Genomic DNA, 16,745 nt, shown 5'->3' on the forward strand with positions numbered 1-16,745 from the left:
GAGCGAATGCGCTGAGCGCAAGCGAAGGCAAGAACAGACGCTCAGCCATTCCCCGTCTCACTCGCCAGCCGATCCAGGAAAGCCTTCAATTCGCTTTCCTCGATGCCGACGAGATGGCGCTTTTCCGGGTAGGCGCCGGTTCGGACATCATCGGCGAATTCAGTGAAGGCGGCGATGCGTTCGCGCTGCAGCCGGTCGTGTTCGGCGGCGAAGTTGCGGTAGACCTTGGCATGGCGGGGATAGTGGTCGCGGTTGGCGCCAAGCACGTCGTCGGCGAAGAGATATTGGGCATCGCAGCCGCTGCCGGCCCCCATCGAGATCATCAGCATCGAAGTATTGCTGCTGATGGCGGCAGCGACATCGCCCGGCACGACTTCGATTTCGGCAGCGAAGGCGCCGGCCTCTTCCAGCGCCTTGGTCTGCCGCCAGATTTCGGCCGCACTCGCCGCCGTCTTGCCGACGGCGCGGAAGCCGCCGGTCCAGGTCGCCTTCGACGGGATCAGCCCGAGATGGCCGCAGACGGGAATGCCCTCATCGCGCAGGCGCCGGACGATCTGCAGGCTGGCGGCACAATAGACCGCGTCGCCGCCGGCCTTCAGCGCCGCGAAGGCGGCGCGCAGATAATCTTCGGCCGAAACATGCTCGCCATATTCGAGCCCCGGAATGGCAAAGGGCGTCGGGGCGATCTCGCGGAAGACCGGACCGAGCAGCGATGGCGGCACCGAGACGATGTCGATCCCCGCCTTTTCGGCGGCTTCCGCCTCTTCCAGCGAGGTGACGCGCAGCATGGTCAGCTGGCGCTTGCCTTTTTCCGAAAGCAGATCGGCGACGGTTGCACGCTTATGTTTTTTCATCATCAATTCCTTTGAAAATGTCGACGGCTCAGGCGGCCAGAAGGGATTTCAGCTTGACGTCGGCGGCTGTCAGCGCCGACGGGGCGGGGTGGGTGCGTGCGGCGATCAGCATTTCCGCAAGCCTGATGTCGCGCGCCACCGCATTGCCCGGGCCGATGCCGCTGGCGGCGATCAGCCGTCCGTCGGCATCGAGATGGAAAAGAATGAAGGCGCCGGTGCCGAGGTCGCGGCGGTAATGCGTGGCCGCCCCTTCGGCAAGGCCAGCAATCTGCAGCGTCATGTCGTATTGATCCGACCAGAACCACGGCACCGATGAAACGGCTTCGTCGAGGCCGAGCATGTTGGCCGCGGCCAATGTGCCCTGCTCCTGGGCACTACGCCAGGATTCGAGCCGCACCCGCCGGTCTCCATAGATCGGCAGCGGAAAGGAGCAGCAGTCGCCGGCCGCAAAAACGTCAGGCGCCGAGGTCCGGAGGCAGGTGTCGACGGCAATGCCGTTTTCGATCGTCAGCCCCGCCCTTTGCGCGATCTCGACATTCGGCCGCGCGCCGATGCCGACGAGAGCAAGATCGGCTTCGATCACCTCGCCGCTCGACAATCGGATGCGGGCTTTCCCGCCTTCCGCCGTCAGCGCCTCGATGGAGACGCCGCAGCGGATATCGACACCTTCGGCGCGGTGGCGCTCGGTGAGCAGATGAGCGATCTCCTCCGGCACGCCGCGCTTCAGCACCCGTTCCAGCCCCTCGATGACGGTGACCTTCGCGCCGAGCAGGCGCGCCGTCGCCGCAAGCTCCAGGCCGATGAAGCCGCCGCCGATGATGGCGATATGCCCTCCTGGTTTCATGGCCTCGCGCAGCGCCGCCGCATCGTCATGGGTCCGAAGCGCGCGGATATGCGGACTGTCCTCCGGGGCGCCGGGGAGCGATCGCGCGGCTGCGCCCGTCGCCAGCAGCAGCTTGTCGTAGAGAAGCGCAGTGCCATTCGAAAGCGTGACGGTCCTGGAGGCGGGATCGAAGTTCGTAGCTTCCAGGCCGGTCAGGAGCCGGATGTGGTTTTCGGCGTATTTTTCCGCGGCAACGATGAATTTCGGATCGCTCGCATCGGAACCCGCCTTCGAAAGCGGCGGCCGCTCATAGGGGTGCAGGGGTTCGGCTCCGACAAGCGTTATTTCGCCGTCAAAACCCTTTTCCCGCAAGGCGAAGGCGGCGCGGGCACCGCATTCGCCCGCACCCAGGATGACGAAATGAGCCACGTCCGCCTCCTTATACAGCGATGAAGACGGTGTCGCCTTCGACCTTGACCGGATAGGTCTTGAGATTGACGCAGACCGGGGCGCCCTTGGCTTCGCCGGTCTTGTAGTTGAAGCGGCCGTTATGTTTCGGACATTCGATGATCTCATCCATCACCAAGCCGTCGGCGAGATGGATATGTTCATGCGTGCAGAGCCCGTCGGTCGCGAAGAACTCGTCGTCGGGGCTGCGGTAGACCGCAAAGGTGCGCCCGCCATGATCGAAGCGGATGACATCCTCTTCGTCGATCTCGTCCTTGCCGCAGACTTCGATCCAGTTTCCGCTCATCTTTGTCCTCCTCGATTTTCGATTATTGTGCCGCCGGCGCCAGTTCGTTGTGGAATTCCTCGCGATAGGGCCGCGCGGTGGCCGGCAGTTCGCGCCTCAGGAAATAATCCTCGTTGCGCAGCTGGCGCAGGAAGGCCGGGATCATCTCGCGATAGCCGGAGAGGATCGACGGGTTCGGCGCCGGCAGGTCGTGCTTGATCATCGCGTGCAGCTTCGGCAGCGCGTGATAGGGCACCATCGGGAACATGTGATGTTCGACGTGGTAATTCATGTTCCAGTAGATGAAACGGCTGATGGGGTTCATATAGACGGTGCGGCTGTTCAGCCGGTGATCGATGACGTTGTCGGCAAGCCCGCCATGCTGCAGGAGCCCGGTCAGCACATGGTGCCAGGCGCCGTAGAGACGCGGCAGGCCGATCAGCATCAGCGCCAGGATCGAGCCGGTGGCGATTGCGACGGCGATCGTGGCGAGATAGATCGCCAGCCAGATGCGGGCGATGCGGATCGCTTTGGGCTGCTCCATCTCGGGAATGAAGGTCGTTTCCGCGGCGCTGACGACACCGAAAGCGTTGCGCAGCATGTCGATGACAGCGTGCCAGACATCAAGGATGCCGAAGAAATTGAGAACCAGCCGGAGGAGGTCCGGCGGGCGCATCACAGCGATTTCCGGATCGCGGCCGACGATGACGGTATCGGTGTGATGGCGCGCATGGCTCCAGCGCCAGGTCACCGGATTGCGCATGATCATGAAGCAGGCGATCTGGTAGACGACGTCGTTCATCCAGCGCGTCTTGAAAGCGGTGCCGTGACCGCATTCATGCCAGCGGCTGTCGGAGGCCGAGCCGTAAAGCACGCCATAGGCGAGGAAGAAGGGCACGGCGATCCATGAACCCCAGAAATAGATGCCGAGCCCGGCAAGAACCGCCATGCTGCCGAGCCAGATGACCGTGTCACGGATCGCCGGCGCATCGGAGCGCTGCATCAGCGCCTTCATCTCCTTGCGCGGAATATCGGTGTGGTACCATTGCGCTGCCGCCAGCCCCATCTCGACGGCGGTGCGGCCGCTTTCGCCGAGCAGATCGTAGTCGCGTTTCTTTGTCTGGGTCGCCATTATCTGCCTCCCGTTGCCCTTGCCGATCAGAATAGGTTGACTTTGGCGGGCCCTCAATGCAGGCTTGATATAATCTATCAAAAGCCATCATAAGTGGCTTGCATCCGTGATTGAATCTATCAGGAACGTTCATGCGCCGTCCCACCATTTCCGATCTCGCCCGCGCCTCGGGCGTCAGTGTTGCCACCGTCGACCGGGTTCTCAACGGCCGCCACCGCGTGCGGGAGGAAACGGCGCGGCGCGTTTACGACGCGGCCCAGTCGATTGGCTATCATGCCGTCGGCCTTATCCGACAACGTGTCTTCGAGGATCTGCCGCAATACAGGCTGGCCTTCCTGCTACAGAAGCCGATGCAACCCTTCTATCAGGCTTTCGCTCGCGAGATCGAAGTGGCGGCGCGTGCCGTGACCACCGCCCGTCTCCAGATCCAGATCGACTATCCCTCCGCTTCGACACCGGCAGCGATCGTCGAGAAGCTCAAGGCCCTCGGCGCCCGCAATCAGGCCATCGCTCTCGTCGCTCCAGACTATCCTGCGGTGACGGCGGCAATCGAGGAACTGAGGGAAAGAGACATTCCCATCTTTTCGCTGCTTTCCGACTTCGCCTCAGGGGTACGCAATGCCTATATTGGCGTCAACAACCGCAAGGTCGGCCGCACCGCCGCCTGGGTGATTGCCAAGACTGTCCGGGTGCCGGGCAAGGTCGCCTGTTTCGTCGGCAGCCACCGTTTTCACGGACATGAGCTGCGCGAGATCGGTTTTCGTTCCTATTTTCGTGAAAACGCGCCTGAATTCGACGTCATCGATACGTTGATCAACCTGGATACCCCGGAGATCACCCACGAGGCAACGCTGACACTGTTAGAGAAAAATCCCGATCTCGTCGGCCTTTACGTCTGCGGCGGCGGCATGGAAGGTGCGATCTCGGCGATCCGCGAAGAGGACGTCGGCGGCAGAATCGTCCTCGTGGTCAACGAGCTGACGCCCGATAGCAAGGCGGGTCTTGCCGACGAAATCGTTGCCATGGCGATCGGCACTCCGTTGCCGGCACTCTGCAAGGAGCTAATGGCCCTGATGAGGAGCGCGATCGAAAACGGCGAAACCGCTGTTCCCGGGCAGATCTTCCTGCCTTTCGATATTCATATCTCAGAGAACATCTGAAGAATGATGGAATTCCATCATTCCGACGGAAATTCTTTCAGCGATGAGAGCGAAGCGTGGGCGATGACGGATGGATTGCCAGGCAAATTCCGATAGAGATTCCTGGACCCATTCACGAGGACTGCTCCGCAACGACGCGGAGACGAGGAGGAACTGCCAGCCATGACTTCGATCCGCTTTGCGCTCAACCATATGACCGCGCCGTCGCTCCCAATCGATGATTTCTTCGTGCTGGCAAAGTCGCTCGGCATCGGAGAGGTCGAGATCCGCAACGACCTTTCCGGCAACGCCATTCTCGACGGCACCAAACCCGAGGCGATGAAGCAAGCCGCCAAGAGCCACGGGCTGACTATCATCTCGATCAATGCGCTGCAGCGCTTCAACGAATGGAATGCAACCCGGGCTGCCGAAGCGCAGGAACTGATCGACTATGCCAGCGCCTGCGGCGCCAAGGCGCTCGTCCTCGTTCCGAAGAACGACGGTACCGGCTGCGCCGATGGCGAACGGCAGGCCAACCTGCGCCAGTCCCTGACGGCGTTGAAGCCGATGCTTGATGAGGCTGGCATCATCGGCCTCGTCGAGCCGCTCGGTTTCGAAATCTGCTCGCTGCGCTCGAAGACCGAGGCGGCCGAGGCGATCAAGGAACTCGGCACGCAATCGACCTTCAAGCTCGTCCACGACACCTTCCACCATCACCTTGCCGGCGAAGCAGCGACCTTCCCGGAGCTTGCTGGTCTCGTCCACATTTCCGGCGTCAGCGACCCCTCTGTTTCGGTTGCCGATATGCGCGATTCCCACCGCGTGCTCGTCGACGGTGACGACCGGCTCGACAATGCCGGGCAGATCAAGGCGCTGCAGCAGGCGGGCTACAAGGGTCCGTTCTCCTTCGAACCCTTCGCAGCCGACGTGCATGCGGTCAAGGATCCGGCTGCAGCGCTACGCGCCAGCATGGATCATCTCACCGCACGAGTTTGAGACGGCAAAGACCTGCGGCGCTGTCATGAAGCGTCGCCACGATTGTCGATATGGTCGGCCGGGCGAGCGGCCGACCGTATCACTCTACTCGCGGCCCCTGAACCGGCGCTGATAGGCGGGGTCGTAGAGCGAGCTCTCGCGAAAATCCTCTGCCGCAAGCGATGGGCCGACGAAGATGATCGCCGTGCGTTCGATCGGTTCGGCTGCAACCTTTGCCTCGATATCGCGGAGTGTTCCGCGCAGCACGCGCTCGTCCGGCCAGGAGGCCTTGACCACGATCGCGACCGGGCAGTCGGCGCCGTAGAGCGGTGTCAATTCCGCCACCACCTGCTTCAATGCATGGATTGCCAGATGGATCGCCAGCGTGGCGCCGGTGGCGCCGAATTTCGCCAGCGTCTCGTCATTCGGCATCGGCGAAGCGCGGCCGGAAACGCGAGTGAGCACCAGGCTCTGGGCCACGGCCGGGATCGTCAGCTCGCGGCCGAGCACGGAGGCTGCGGCGGCAAAGGCCGGAACACCCGGCGTCATCGTATAGGCGATGCCGTGTTTTCGCAGCCGGCGCACCTGCTCGGCCACCGCACTCCAGACCGAAAGATCGCCGGAATGCAGCCTTGCGACGTCCTGCCCGGCGGCCGCGGCGGCGAGATATTCCGCCTCGATCTCGTCGAGCGACAGCGGTGCGGTATCGACGATGCGCGCATCCGGCGGGCAATATTGCAGCAGTTCGGGAGAGACGATCGAACCGGCATAGAGACAGACCGGGCACCGGGCGATGAGATCGCGGCCACGCACCGTGATTAGATCCGCCGCCCCCGGCCCCGCGCCGATGAAATGCACCGTCATTCCGTCATCCTTTCGTCCAGCGCCACTGCGTCACCGGCATGGCCGGCCGCCAGCCGCTCATGCCGCCTAAGGCGCCTGCACGCGCTATTTCGATGCGCGTGAGCGAGCCGCCGCGCTTTGCGTGTTCGCAGAGCAGCACGGCTTCCATCTCCAGCGTCACGGCATTGGCGAGGAGCCGCCCTCCCCTCTTCAGCGCCGCAATCGCGGCATCGATGACGCCAGCTTCGCTGCCGCCGCCGCCGAGGAAGATCGCATCCGGCTCCGGCAGGCCCACAAGCGCGCCGGGTGCTGTGCCTTCGATGACGGCGAGACCCGGCACGCCGAAGGCGGATGCGTTGCGGGCGATCTGCGCCGCCCGCTCCGGCGATTGCTCGATGGCAATCGTCTTCAGCGACGGATCGGCAAGCATCCATTCGATGCCGATCGATCCGGAACCGGCGCCGATATCCCAGAGCAGTTGACCGTGCCGCGGCGCGAGCGCCGACAGCGTCATCGCCCGGATTTCGCGTTTGGTGATCTGTCCGTCATGCTCGAACAGTTCGTCCTCGAGCCCGGCGACGAAAGGCAGAATGCGCGCCTCCTCCCCTGCCGCGACAGCGAGGGCGCAGACATTGAGGGGATCGATGTCCGCAAGATCGAAATCCGCGGCGATCGCGCTTCTGCGCCGTTCCCGCGAGCCGCCCAGCGCCTCGAGAACGGTAAGCTGTGACTGACCGAAGCCATCGGCGGTAAGCAGATTTGCCAGCTCGCGAGGCCCGTTCTCGCCCGACGTCAGCGCGATGATCTGCCGTCCAGGGTGCAGATGCGGCCGGATCAGGTCGATCGGCCTGCCATGCAGCGAAATCGTCGCGATGTCCTGCAGCGGCCAGCCAAGCCGCGAGGCGGCAAGGCTGAAGGCCGAGGGCGCCGGGATGGTACGCATCTCTTCCACCGCCAAGTGGCGGGAGAGCGTTGCGCCGACGCCATGGAGAAACGGATCGCCGGAGGCGAGCACGACGACCGGCGTGCCGCGCCTTGCAAGGATGGCCTCGATCGAGCGCGCGAACGGGCTCTGCCAGGAAAACCTCTCACCTGATATCAGCGGCGCCGCCAGCGCATGATGCCGTGCGCCGCCAAAGACGGCCGGTGCGCTGGCGATCAGCCTTTTCGCCTCCTCGCCCAGCCCTTCTGGACCATCTTCACCGATGCCGATAATAGTCAGCCAGGGCTGATTGCCGGGAGGAGAGAGATCAGACATGGGACGACCTCGCATTCTGATCCTCGGCGGCACCAGCGAGGCGCGCCTGCTGGCCGAAGCGCTCGCGGCGCGCGACGATTGCGACGTTCTTCTGTCGCTGGCCGGTCGCACCGAAAAACCGGCTGCGCAGCCGGTTCCGGTTCGAATCGGTGGTTTCGGCGGCGCCGCGGCGCTCGCCGATTTCCTGAAGGCGGGCGGATATGAGCTGCTGATCGACGCCACGCATCCCTTCGCCGAGCGCATCTCCGCCAATGCCGCCCATGCTGCCGAGGCCACCGGCATAAGCGCGATCGCTCTGCGTCGTCCCGAATGGCAGCGCCTGCCGAGTGATCATTGGCGGGACGTGCGGAGCATTCCGGCGGCCATTGAGGCGCTTGGCCCCTCCCCCGCCATGTTTTCCTGGCAACGGGCCGGCAGGGTGCGCATTATGCCGAAGCGGCAGCACAGCATCACTATCTCGTTCGCAGTGTCGACCCCGTCGAGCCGCCGCTTGCGCTTGCGAATGTCGATTATATCCTCGATCGTGGTCCGTTCACGCTGGAAGGCGAATTGGCTCTGTTGAGGCAACACCATATCGATGTCATCATTGCCAAGAACAGCGGCGGCGTCGCCACCTATGCGAAGATCGAGGCAGCCCGCCTGCTCGGCATCGAGGTGATGATGGTCACGCGTGCTGAGGCGTCCACGGTCAAGACGGTCGAAACGGTCGAGGCGGCGCTGGCGGCGATCGATCACCTCTTCCCCTCCGCCATGAAACGCGGGGTGTAGACGAGGTCCGGCCTGCCGGGCCGCGTGACGATCCGCGTTTCGGCCGAACCGATGATGATGCAGGTCGCCATATCGGCCATCGAGGCATCCGCCTGCGACAGCGGCTGTAGGGCGATACGTTCGTCCGGCCGTCCGGCCGCGCGGCCGAATATGACCGGTGTCATTGCCGGCAGATGGTCGCGCAACAGCTTGAAGGCCTCGCCGAGCTGCCAGGGCCGCGCCCGGCTGATCGGATTATAAAGGGCGATGACGAAGCCGGCCCTGGCCGCCAACACGAGGCGGTTTTCTATTATATTCCAAGGCTTTAGATTGTCAGACAGCGAGATGGCGCAGAAATCGTGGCCAAGCGGTGCCCCGGCTCTTGCCGCCACCGCCAGCATCGCCGTAATGCCGGGCAGGATGGTGAGATCGACCGCACGCCAGGCGGCCGGCCCATTCTCGATCGCCTCGCAAACGGCCGCAGCCATGGCGAAGACACCGGGGTCGCCGCCGGAGACGACGCAGACCTTGGCGCCGTCGGCGGCCATCGAAAGTGCCGCCCCTGCCCTGTCGAGCTCTTCGCGATTGTCCGAGGCATGGCGCAGCTGATCGTGGCGGAGCTGCAGCCTGTCGAGATAGGGTCCATAACCGAAGAAATCGGTCGCCGCATCGACGGCGGCCAATGCCTCCGGCGTCATCTGTTCGGGATTGCCGGGACCGGTGCCGATTACGAAAAGTGCGCCGCTCATCGGCGGCCCTCCCAGCCCGGCACCAGGACGAGCGAAAAATACGGCGCATCGCCGTCGGCCCTGTCGGCAAGCTTTGCCATGGCCGCATTCGCCATGGTGCCGCGTTCGACATAGACGGCTTCGCCGAGTCGTCCGGCAGTTTCCAGCGCCCGGCGGATTTTCGGCAGATTGCGGCCGACCTTCATGATGACGGCGGCTTGCGTATCGGCCAGGCGACGCGTCAGCTCGGCCTCGGCCATCGTACCGGGCAGTACGGATAGCACGTCATCCCCCTGGACGATCGGCATGCCGGCCAAGGACCAGCAGCCCGACATGGCGCTGATGCCGGGGATCACTTCGGTCGGGTAGCGCTGGGAAAGTCTGACATGCAGGTGCATGTAGGAGCCGTAGAACAGCGGATCGCCCTCGCTGAGCACGGCGACGGTGCGCCCGGCATCGAGATCGCCGGCGATTGCCTCGGCGGACCGGTCATAGAACTGGGTGATCAGGCTCCGGTAACGCTCGTCGTTCTTGTCGATCTCGGTGGTGACGGGATAATAGAGCGGCAGCAGCGTCACGCCGGATTTCAGCAGTGGCTCGACGATCGCCTTGCCGTTGCCGCCCCTGCCCTCTTTGGCGAAGTAAGCAATGACGTCGGCATCTTCGATAGCGCGGACGGCTTTAAGGGTCAGGAGCTCCGGGTCGCCGGGACCCGTGCCGACGCCGATCAGGCGGCCTTGTTTTGTCATAGGCCCGGCCTCGCCAGCGCATTGATGGCGGCCGCCGTCATGGCGCTGCCGCCGAGCCGGCCGCGCACGATGGCAAAGGGGACGCCATAGGAATTTTCCGCCAGCGCATCTTTCGATTCCGCCGCGCCGACGAAACCAACGGGCATGCCGAGGATGGCAGCGGGTTTCGGGGCGCCGTCGCGCAGGAGTTCGAGCAGGTGGAACAGCGCCGTCGGCGCATTGCCGATCGCGACGATGCTTCCGCCGAGCCGGTCGAGCCACAGATGCATGGCGGCGGCCGAGCGCGTATTGCCGGTCTTAACCGCAAGCTCCGGCGTGGCGGGATCGCGCAACGTGCAGATCACCTCGTTCATCGCCGGCAGCCGTGCCCTGGTAACGCCCTGAGCGACCATTTCCGCGTCGCAGAAGATCGGTGCGCCACCTTTCAGCGCCCGGCGCGCCGCGCTGACGACATCGGCGGAAAACACAAAATGCTCCGCCGCTTCGACCAGCCCGCAGGCATGGATCATGCGCACGGCGATCTCGGCCTGCTCTTCGGTGAAGCGCGAAAGATCGGCCTCGGCGCGGATGATCGCAAAGGAACGCTCATAGATCGCGTCGCCGCTGCGGATATAATCGTAGTCTGGCATTCCTATTCCTGTCGCAGCGCCTTCGAAACGCCGGTTGCGCCAAGCCGTGTAAGGCAGGCGGCGGTCGATTCGCCAGCGCCTCTGTTATCTTCGATGGAGCGGGCGAGCCTCTCTATAGCGAAATCGATCCGTCCGCCAGCGATCCGTTCATCCGGCCAGTCCATTGCCAACCCGTTGAGGATGAGATCGTAACCTTCAGCCGTGCCGGTCAGGGTCAGCGCCGGGCGCACATGCGCGCAGCCTTTGGCACAGCCGGAGAGATGCAGCGTCAGCGAGCCGTCGAACAGGTCGGGTGCCGCGGCCAGGATGCGGCGGGCCAGCGTTCGTGTCTCGTAGAAGGCGGAGCCGCAGGCGCCGGCGCCGGCGCAGGCGGCGATATGCTCCGCTTTCTCGCCAGGTTGCGCGCTGAAGCCATATTGGGCGGCCGCGGCTCTGATCGCCGGCACTCTCTCTGCCGGCAGGCCGAGGAAGAAGAAACCGCGACCCGGCGCCAGCCGGATGGCCGTTGCGCCGGAGGCTTTGGCGAGATCGAGCAGGGCGGTCAGGTCGGACGCTCTTGTCTGGCCGAATTCCGGCCGCACGCCGAGCACGGCTTTGCCGTCCGTCAGCCTATGCAGGCCCGGTAGCGGCATCCTTGCCGAGCACGACTGAGTGGATCGGATAGCGGCCGTGGCGGGAAAATGTGTTTGCAGAAGCACCGGATCGATATCCCGTGCCCGACTGCCCTGCCCGAGCATTGCCAGCAGAACCAGGATTTCGCCTACGGCCGAGACGGCCGCCTCCGCAGGACCGGCCGCGATCGGGGTTGCGGTCGCACCATCGCCCTTGATGGCGACAAGCCAATGCGCTTGGGATAGTGCGACGACACGAATATCGGCGGAAAGCGCCGACAAGCCGAAGGTTCCACCGCCGTCGATGACGATCGACAGTTTCGGCGCAAGCCGCGGCGAGGCGAGCAGTTCCTGAAGCTTGCTGCGCAGGGCCAGTTCCATTGCGGCCGGATCGCTCACCTCTTCCGGGTCGATGCCATGCAGCGGCGAGATCTCGATCGCCGGCCCGTCCGGCACGGTGATCCCGGCGGCATCGATATCGGAAGCGAGCTGTCCGACCGTCTCGGCCCGCAGCCCGCGGATCTGCAGATTGCCGCGTGCGGTGATCTCGAGAATACCATTTCCATGCGCCGCAGCCGAGCGAGCAAGGGCGGAGAATTGCGAGAGCGTCAACGCGCCGCCGGCCGGCCGCAGCCGCACGAGCAGGCCGTCACCGGTCGGCATCGGCGCGGCAAGGGCGGGGCAGGCGCCGCGCGCGCGCTTCTTCGCCGCCGCGCGATCACGGCCGTCCGTCGCGTCTCTTCTGTCGATCGCCTTGGCGGTCTCACTGCCCATTCTTAATCCTCTGTCCGTGTCTTACATGATCGCGGCAGACGCGGCAAAACATGATGGAAACGGTCGGCCGGCTATTCCTCGAAATCCCGTCCCTTGCGCAGGAGATAGATGTCCATGATCCAGCCATGCCGTTGCCGGGCCTCGCTCCTGAGGGTGAGGATATCGGTCGCGACATCGCCGAGCCGCCCTGATCGGACGATCTCGTCCTCGGTACCGAGATAGGCGCCCCAGAAGATCTCGGCATCTGGGTCGTCAATTTTCGCAAAAGCCTGTTCGCCGTCGAGCATGACGACCGTCGTGGGCGCCTGGAGCCCCTCCCGCGCCAGCCGGCGCCCCGTGGTAATTTCGATCGGCTTGCCGACGAGATTGATCGGGATTTTGTGGCTGGCCGCCAGGGCCTGGATGCTGGTGACGCCGGGAACGACACTGTAATCGAAATCCAGGTCGGCTTGCTGCCGCACCCGTTCGATGATGCGGATGGTGCTGTCGTAGAGACTGGGATCACCCCAGACCAGAAAGGCGCCGCTGCCATCCTCGGGCAGGCCGGCGATCAGCTCTGCATAGATATTGGCGATCTCGCCATGCCAGGCGTCGACGCTTTGCGCGTAGCTTCTGTCCGCCGTCTGTCTCTGCGGCACTGCGAATTCTGAAATCCGGATCCCCGGCCGTGTGATATACCGCTCGCAGATCTCGCGGCGGACCTCGGCAAGCTCTTCCTTGGCCGCGCCCTTGAGCGGCAGGAAGATCACGTCGGCGGCGTTCATCGCATTGATTGCCTGTATGGTGACGTGCTCCGGGTTGCCCGTGCCGATGCCGATGATATGGATGTGCTTCACGCCGATACTCCCATGATTCCTGGCGGTCTTGCCGAAAAAGCCGGGTCGCCGCAAGGGCAGGGCAGGGAGTTGGCCGCGGCCAACCGGGCCGCCGATGAGGCCCTGGCCCCTATTGTTGCCGGAAATCCCGAATCGTGTCACTTTCGATACGCTTTTTGACGCTATGTTGACAGAAAAGCGCATCGAAAAGGATTGGGTGTTTTGGACAACATTAGCGTATCGACGACAGATGTGCGGATCGAGCGGCATGCGAACCAGCTTTCGCGGCAATTGAAGCTGTTGCGCGACAAGCTGTTTCCGCCGCTTTCGCAGAAGACGCTGCGCACATTCTCCTCCGGCGAGGCCGCTCAGATGATCGGCGTTTCCGACGGCTATCTTCGCCAGCTCTCGCTGGATGGCAAGGGGCCGCAGCCGGAACTTTCCCCGAATGGCAGGCGCTCCTATACGCTCGGCCAGATCAATGAATTGCGCCATTATATGGCGAAGCTGAAGCCGAAGGATGCGCTCAGCTATCTTCCCTGGCGGCGTCCCGGCGAGAAGCTGCAGACGGTGGCCGTGACCAATTTCAAGGGCGGTTCGGCCAAGACGACGACGACACTCTATCTGGCGCAGTATCTGGCGCTGGCGGGCTACCGGGTGCTCGCCATCGATCTCGATCCGCAGGCCTCGCTCTCCTCGATGCTCGGCGTGCAGCCCGAATTCGATCTCTCCGACGGCGATACGCTCTATGGCGCCATTCGCTACGATGCCGGACGCAAGCCGCTGAAGGAGATTGTCCGCAAGACCTATTTCGACGGGCTCGATCTGGTGCCGGGCAATCTCGAGCTGATGGAGTTCGAGCACGAGACGCCGCGCGCGCTCAATGATCGCCAGAAGCCGGCCGAGCTGTTCTTCCGCCGGGTCGGCGTGGCGATTGCCGAGGTTGAGGCGGATTACGACGTGGTGGTGATCGATTGCCCGCCGCAGCTCGGCTATCTCACCCTCGGAGCCGTCTGCGCCGCCACATCGCTGCTCATCACCATCCATCCGCAGATGGTCGACGTCGCGTCCATGTCGCAGTTCCTGCTGATGACCTCGGATCTGCTCTCCGTCGTTCGCAAGGCCGGCGGCGACCTGCAGCACGACTTCATCAAATATGTCGTCACCCGCCACGAACCTTTCGATGCACCGCAGTCGCAGATCGTTGCGCTGTTGCGCAGCCTGTTCGGTGATGACGTGTTGACGGCAACCATTCTCAAGTCGACGGCGATTGCCGATGCCGGCCTGACCAAGCAGACGCTCTTCGAAATTGAGAAGGGGCAGGTGCGCCGCTCGACTTACGATCGGGCGTTGGAATCGGTCAATGCCGCCAACGGCGAGGTTCTCGCCGGCATTCACAAAGCCTGGGGCAGGACATGAGCAGACGCGATCGCCTCAAAGGTCTTTTCGACGATACGGCGCAGGAGTTGGCCGCGGCCAACTACGAAGAGTCTTCTTCGCGCGGATCAGCGGGGCCGGTCCGGACGATGGCGCTGACCCTCGGGCGCATGGAGGAAGAGAGCAGGGCGATGCAGGAGGCCTTTCTCTCCGGCGAACGCATCGTCGAACTCGATCCCGATCTGATCGATTCCTCCTTCGTGCGCGACCGGCTTGCCGACCAGCCGCTCGATATGGAAGACGAGCTGGTGCAGTCGATTGCCGAGAACGGCCAGGAAGTGCCGGTTCTGGTTCGTCGCCATCCTGATGACGAGGCCCGCTACCAGATCGCCTACGGCCATCGACGCCTGCAGGCCGTCAGGCTGCTCGGACGCAAAGTGCAGGCGATCGTCCGTCAGCTCGACGATACCGATGTCGTCATCGCGCAGGGTATCGAGAACTCGGCGCGCCGGAACCTTTCCTATATCGAACGCGCCGTCTTCGCCTTCAATCTCGAGCTCAAGGGGTTTGAGCGCCCTGTCATCATGAAGGCGCTGTCGACCGACAAGACGGAGCTGTCGAAGCTGTTGTCGGTCGCAAAAGCCATCCCGGCCGAGATCGTCCGCTCCGTGGGAGCTGCCCCCGGCATTGGGCGGCGTAAATGGATGGCGCTGGCCCAGGACTGGAACGGGATGACGGCGGCGCGGCTTGCGAAGCTTATCGGCTCGGAACAGTTCATGGCGGAAGAGAGCGACCGCCGTTTCGAGCTTTTGGTTGCCGAGCTCGCCCGGAAAGAGGCGAAGCCGGAGCCCATGGAATATGAGTGGAAGCCGAAGAGCGGCGGCAAAATTGCCGGCCGAATCAGAAGCGCCGGCAATTCTTTCACGATCGCGTTGAAAACAGGCGATGCGCCGGATTTCGGCGCTTACATTTCACGCCGTCTCGATGAGCTTTACGAAGCCTATCGGGCCGGCAAGTTGCAAGCAGGAGAGTAGGCCGCAAAAGAAAAAAGCCTCCGAACGTTGCCGTCGCGGAAGCCTTTCTCATATCTGGACAATCTGAGAATCGCACTTCCTCGAATCACTGTCAAGCATCTTCGGCATCCTTTTGGGTGGTAAGATTTCTTTTGCCTTGAAAAGAAGGTGAGGGACATGGAGCCTCAATATGTATCGACGCCCTTTGGGCGGCGATCGATGACGCTTGGCATGCTGGCAAGCCAGGAAAGCGCCAGCAAGGTCGATCCGGACACATCGGTCGACAAGTGGAAGATCTTTCGCTCGCTCTGCGAGGCAAAGGACCTGATCGGCGTATCCGATCGTGCGCTTGCCGTTCTCAACGCGTTGTTGACCTTCTATCCGAAGAACGAGATTGCCGAGGCCAACGGCTTCGTCGTTTTTCCTTCGAATGAGCAGCTCTCGCTGCGCACGCATGGCATGGCCGGCACGACGCTGCGGCGGAATCTGGCAATGCTGGTGGAAGCCGGCCTGATCATCCGGCGCGATAGTCCGAACGGCAAACGGTTTGCCCGCCGCAACGGTGAGGGCGGGTTTGGCGAGGCCTTCGGCTTCAGCCTGGCGCCGCTTCTTGCCCGCGCCGGCGAGATCGAAGCGCAGGCGGCTCAGGTGATGGCCGATAGGCTCGAATGGAAGCGCCTGAGAGAGCGCCTGACGCTCTGCCGGCGTGACATCGCCAAGCTGATCGAGATCGCGCTGGAAGAGGAAATTGCGGGCGAATGGATCGAGATGCAGAAGCATTTCAATCTGCTGTCGGCCAGCCTGCCGCGTCGTCCGTCGGCGGCGGAGATGAGAAGTCTGCTGACGGATCTCGAGACGTTCCGCGGAATGATCATCAAGACGCTGGAATCGAAAACGAAAACAGAAAAAACAGACGCCAATGACAGCCAAAACGGTCGGCACATACATAATTCAAACCCACACCTAATATCTGAACTTGAACCAAGCTTCGAAACGAAGCAGGGCGCAAAGCCGGAGGAAGAACCGCGGGCGTGGCGGGAGCCGCCAAAGTCCTTCCCGCTTGCCATGGTGTTGCAGGCCTGCCCCGAGATCGCCGCTTATGGGCCGGGCGGCGGGATCGGCAGCTGGCGGGATCTGATGGCCGCGGCCGTCATCGTCCGCTCGACGCTGGGCGTCAGCCCGAGCGCCTATCAACTGGCCTGCGATATCATGGGGCCGGAAAACGCCGCCACGGTGATCGCCTGCATTCTGGAACGAGGCGGCCATATCAACTCGGCCGGCGGCTATCTGCGCGACCTGACCCGGCGGGCGGAGCGCGGCGAATTCTCGCTCGGGCCGATGCTGATGGCGTTGATGCGGGCAAATGGTCCGCTGGCGAGGAGAACCGGGTGACCGGGTGGCCAAAAAGCCTCGCGCCAGCTGCGAGGGTTAGAAGGATATGCGGCCTGTCGATGAGACCTAACCGCCTTCTCCCCCACCACTTTTATTGAAATACACCGTTAACCATGTCATAGTGACGGAAGAAAACATGTCTTTTGCTTCCAT

At 63.3% G+C, this 16,745-nt stretch carries 16 protein-coding genes and 1 pseudogene; 6 read left to right on the top strand and 11 right to left on the bottom strand.

The features are described from left to right. Positions 1-41: 41 nt before the first annotated feature. From MHI61_RS04800 to MHI61_RS04815, 4 genes are read right to left on the bottom strand one after another with little or no spacing between them, the layout of a single operon-like run. Positions 42-857: a 3-methyl-2-oxobutanoate hydroxymethyltransferase gene (locus tag MHI61_RS04800; RefSeq protein ID WP_239789738.1), complete on the bottom strand. Its 816-nt coding sequence runs from the start codon at positions 855-857 to the stop codon at positions 42-44. A 25-nt stretch (positions 858-882) separates the two neighbouring features. Then, the gene (locus tag MHI61_RS04805) at positions 883-2,106 is read right to left on the bottom strand and encodes an FAD-dependent oxidoreductase (RefSeq protein ID WP_239789739.1); all 1,224 of its coding nucleotides are present in this window, start codon (positions 2,104-2,106) and stop codon (positions 883-885) included. A gap of 10 nt (positions 2,107-2,116) precedes the next feature. Further along, complete coding sequence (locus MHI61_RS04810) at positions 2,117-2,431, bottom strand: MocE family 2Fe-2S type ferredoxin (RefSeq protein ID WP_010028639.1); 315 nt, start codon at positions 2,429-2,431, stop codon at positions 2,117-2,119. 22 nt (positions 2,432-2,453) lie between these two features. Further along, positions 2,454-3,542: a fatty acid desaturase family protein gene (locus MHI61_RS04815; RefSeq protein WP_239789740.1), complete on the bottom strand. Its 1,089-nt coding sequence runs from the start codon at positions 3,540-3,542 to the stop codon at positions 2,454-2,456. Positions 3,543-3,673: 131 nt separating this feature from the next. Between MHI61_RS04815 and MHI61_RS04820 the strand changes: the two genes are divergently transcribed. Together MHI61_RS04820 and MHI61_RS04825 are read left to right on the top strand one after the other, a co-directional pair. Continuing rightward, the gene (locus MHI61_RS04820) at positions 3,674-4,702 is read left to right on the top strand and encodes a LacI family DNA-binding transcriptional regulator (RefSeq protein ID WP_239789741.1); all 1,029 of its coding nucleotides are present in this window, start codon (positions 3,674-3,676) and stop codon (positions 4,700-4,702) included. A gap of 162 nt (positions 4,703-4,864) precedes the next feature. Continuing rightward, positions 4,865-5,677 carry a TIM barrel protein gene (locus tag MHI61_RS04825; RefSeq protein WP_239789742.1) on the top strand — a complete coding sequence of 271 codons (813 nt, stop codon included), beginning with the start codon at positions 4,865-4,867 and terminating at the stop codon, positions 5,675-5,677. An 84-nt stretch (positions 5,678-5,761) separates the two neighbouring features. Here MHI61_RS04825 and cobM read toward each other — a convergent pair whose 3' ends face one another. Together cobM and cbiE are read right to left on the bottom strand one after the other, a co-directional pair. Next, positions 5,762-6,520, bottom strand: a complete 759-nt coding sequence (gene cobM, locus MHI61_RS04830) for a precorrin-4 C(11)-methyltransferase (RefSeq protein WP_239789743.1) — start codon at positions 6,518-6,520, stop codon at positions 5,762-5,764. 4 nt (positions 6,521-6,524) lie between these two features. Beyond that, positions 6,525-7,757: a precorrin-6y C5,15-methyltransferase (decarboxylating) subunit CbiE gene (gene cbiE / locus MHI61_RS04835; protein WP_239789744.1), complete on the bottom strand. Its 1,233-nt coding sequence runs from the start codon at positions 7,755-7,757 to the stop codon at positions 6,525-6,527. Here cbiE and MHI61_RS04840 point away from each other — a divergent pair. Next, positions 7,756-8,525: pseudogene (locus MHI61_RS04840) on the top strand (cobalt-precorrin-6A reductase). The gene cbiE and the pseudogene MHI61_RS04840 overlap by 2 nt on opposite strands. Here MHI61_RS04840 and MHI61_RS04845 read toward each other — a convergent pair. The 5 genes from MHI61_RS04845 to cobF form a co-directional block, all read right to left on the bottom strand. Then, positions 8,489-9,253 (bottom strand): precorrin-3B C(17)-methyltransferase, encoded by a 765-nt coding sequence (locus MHI61_RS04845; protein ID WP_239789745.1) that lies wholly within the window; start codon positions 9,251-9,253, stop codon positions 8,489-8,491. The pseudogene MHI61_RS04840 and the gene MHI61_RS04845 sit on opposite strands and share 37 nt — an antisense overlap. Beyond that, a complete protein-coding gene (locus MHI61_RS04850; RefSeq protein WP_239789746.1) occupies positions 9,250-9,981 on the bottom strand; it encodes a precorrin-2 C(20)-methyltransferase in 732 nt (243 codons plus the stop codon). Before MHI61_RS04850 ends, MHI61_RS04845 begins: the two co-directional genes overlap by 4 nt. Continuing rightward, positions 9,978-10,610 (bottom strand): precorrin-8X methylmutase, encoded by a 633-nt coding sequence (locus MHI61_RS04855; RefSeq protein ID WP_239789747.1) that lies wholly within the window; start codon positions 10,608-10,610, stop codon positions 9,978-9,980. The genes MHI61_RS04850 and MHI61_RS04855 overlap by 4 nt, the downstream gene beginning before the upstream one ends. 2 nt (positions 10,611-10,612) lie before the next feature. After that, a complete protein-coding gene (gene cobG, locus MHI61_RS04860; protein ID WP_239789748.1) occupies positions 10,613-11,995 on the bottom strand; it encodes a precorrin-3B synthase in 1,383 nt (460 codons plus the stop codon). Positions 11,996-12,066: 71 nt separating this feature from the next. Further along, entirely contained in the window at positions 12,067-12,831 is a 765-nt protein-coding gene (cobF, locus tag MHI61_RS04865; RefSeq protein ID WP_239789749.1) for a precorrin-6A synthase (deacetylating), read from the bottom strand. Positions 12,832-13,032: 201 nt separating this feature from the next. On the opposite strand from cobF, the gene repA reads away from it, so the two are divergent. From repA to repC, 3 genes are all read left to right on the top strand, one after another. Next, positions 13,033-14,229 carry a plasmid partitioning protein RepA gene (gene repA / locus MHI61_RS04870; protein ID WP_239789750.1) on the top strand — a complete coding sequence of 399 codons (1,197 nt, stop codon included), beginning with the start codon at positions 13,033-13,035 and terminating at the stop codon, positions 14,227-14,229. Beyond that, the gene (repB, locus tag MHI61_RS04875; RefSeq protein ID WP_239789751.1) at positions 14,226-15,221 is read left to right on the top strand and encodes a plasmid partitioning protein RepB; all 996 of its coding nucleotides are present in this window, start codon (positions 14,226-14,228) and stop codon (positions 15,219-15,221) included. The genes repA and repB overlap by 4 nt, the downstream gene beginning before the upstream one ends. A gap of 156 nt (positions 15,222-15,377) precedes the next feature. Continuing rightward, positions 15,378-16,592 carry a plasmid replication protein RepC gene (gene repC, locus MHI61_RS04880; RefSeq protein ID WP_239789752.1) on the top strand — a complete coding sequence of 405 codons (1,215 nt, stop codon included), beginning with the start codon at positions 15,378-15,380 and terminating at the stop codon, positions 16,590-16,592. Positions 16,593-16,745: the final 153 nt, after the last annotated feature.

This window comes from Rhizobium sp. K102 (genome assembly GCF_022385315.1).
GTDB lineage: Bacteria > Pseudomonadota > Alphaproteobacteria > Rhizobiales > Rhizobiaceae > Rhizobium > Rhizobium croatiense.

Bases quoted from the DNA above. Each gene is read 5' to 3' on its own strand.
- MHI61_RS04825 (WP_239789742.1), top strand. From the start codon at position 4,865: ATGACTTCGATCCGCTTTGCGCTCAACCATATGACCGCGCCGTCGCTC.
- cobM (WP_239789743.1), bottom strand. From the start codon at position 6,520: ATGACGGTGCATTTCATCGGCGCGGGGCCGGGGGCGGCGGATCTAATC.
- repC (WP_239789752.1), top strand. From the start codon at position 15,378: ATGGAGCCTCAATATGTATCGACGCCCTTTGGGCGGCGATCGATGACG.
- MHI61_RS04820 (WP_239789741.1), top strand. From the start codon at position 3,674: ATGCGCCGTCCCACCATTTCCGATCTCGCCCGCGCCTCGGGCGTCAGT.
- cbiE (WP_239789744.1), bottom strand. From the start codon at position 7,757: ATGTCTGATCTCTCTCCTCCCGGCAATCAGCCCTGGCTGACTATTATC.
- MHI61_RS04810 (WP_010028639.1), bottom strand. From the start codon at position 2,431: ATGAGCGGAAACTGGATCGAAGTCTGCGGCAAGGACGAGATCGACGAA.
- MHI61_RS04800 (WP_239789738.1), bottom strand. From the start codon at position 857: ATGATGAAAAAACATAAGCGTGCAACCGTCGCCGATCTGCTTTCGGAA.
- MHI61_RS04855 (WP_239789747.1), bottom strand. From the start codon at position 10,610: ATGCCAGACTACGATTATATCCGCAGCGGCGACGCGATCTATGAGCGT.
- repB (WP_239789751.1), top strand. From the start codon at position 14,226: ATGAGCAGACGCGATCGCCTCAAAGGTCTTTTCGACGATACGGCGCAG.
- MHI61_RS04850 (WP_239789746.1), bottom strand. From the start codon at position 9,981: ATGACAAAACAAGGCCGCCTGATCGGCGTCGGCACGGGTCCCGGCGAC.
- MHI61_RS04845 (WP_239789745.1), bottom strand. From the start codon at position 9,253: ATGAGCGGCGCACTTTTCGTAATCGGCACCGGTCCCGGCAATCCCGAA.
- cobG (WP_239789748.1), bottom strand. From the start codon at position 11,995: ATGGGCAGTGAGACCGCCAAGGCGATCGACAGAAGAGACGCGACGGAC.
- MHI61_RS04815 (WP_239789740.1), bottom strand. From the start codon at position 3,542: ATGGCGACCCAGACAAAGAAACGCGACTACGATCTGCTCGGCGAAAGC.